This window comes from Photobacterium phosphoreum, from assembly GCF_002954725.1.
GTDB classification, from domain to species: Bacteria; Pseudomonadota; Gammaproteobacteria; order Enterobacterales; family Vibrionaceae; genus Photobacterium; species Photobacterium phosphoreum.
The window spans coordinates 318576-319678 of record NZ_MSCQ01000002.1; the positions used below are offsets into that span (position 1 = coordinate 318576).

Genomic DNA, 1103 nt, shown 5'->3' on the forward strand with positions numbered 1-1103 from the left:
CCGCGACGATTGCGATTGAGAACATCACTGCTGATGACATCATTAATGCCGCTGAAGCCAAAACAGATATTCCTGTCCACGGTACCGTTGGTGACGATGTAAAAGTTGGCGATACAGTAACAGTGACTGTTGGCTCTGAAACTTACACTACTACAGTACAAACGGGTAATACGTGGACAGTGAATGTTCCGGGTAAAGTTCTGGTTGATAACGGTGGTCATGACGTTCAAGCGACCGTTACCACCACAGACACTGCGGGTAATAGTGCAACAGCAAATGCCGAGCATCCGTATACGGTTGATACTTCAATTGCAGCTACGATCGCGATTGATAGCATCACTGCAGATGACATCATTAATGCTACCGAAGCTAAAACAGATATTCCGGTTCACGGTACCGTTGGTGCAGACGTTCAAGTTGGCGATACAGTAACGGTTACTGTTGGCTCACAAACGTACACCACCACAGTGCAAGCTGGTAATACGTGGACGGTTGATGTACCAGGCAGTGTGTTGGTTAATAACAGCGGCCATGATGTACAGGCAACAGTAACTACTACAGACACTGCGGGTAACACAGCCACAGCGAATGCTGATCATCCATATACGGTTGATACTGCAATTGCCGCGACGATTGCGATCGATAGCATTACTGCTGATGATGTGATTAATGCTGCTGAAGCTAAAACTGATATTCCTGTTCACGGTACCGTGGGTGATGATGTCAAAGTTGGCGATACAGTAACAGTGACTGTTGGCTCACAAACTTACACCACCACAGTACAAGCGGGTAATACGTGGACCGTTGATGTTCCGGGCAGTGTGTTGGTTAATAACAGCGGTCATGATGTACAGGCAACAGTAACGACTACAGACACTGCGGGTAATACTGCAACAGCGAATGCTGATCATCCGTACACCGTTGATACCACAATTGCAGCGACGATTGCGATTGAGAACATCACTGCTGATGATGTGATTAATGCTGCTGAAGCCAAAACCGACATTCCTGTCCACGGTACCGTTGGTGATGATGTCAAAGTTGGCGATACAGTAACGGTTACTGTTGGTACTGAAACTTACACCACCACAGTACAAGCTGGT

At 47.1% G+C, this 1103-nt stretch carries 1 protein-coding gene; it reads left to right on the plus strand.

Annotated elements, in window-relative coordinates:
* Window positions 1-1103: Ig-like domain-containing protein (locus tag BTO21_RS13545; RefSeq protein WP_146107835.1), on the plus strand; the 1103-nt coding region annotated here is incomplete at both ends.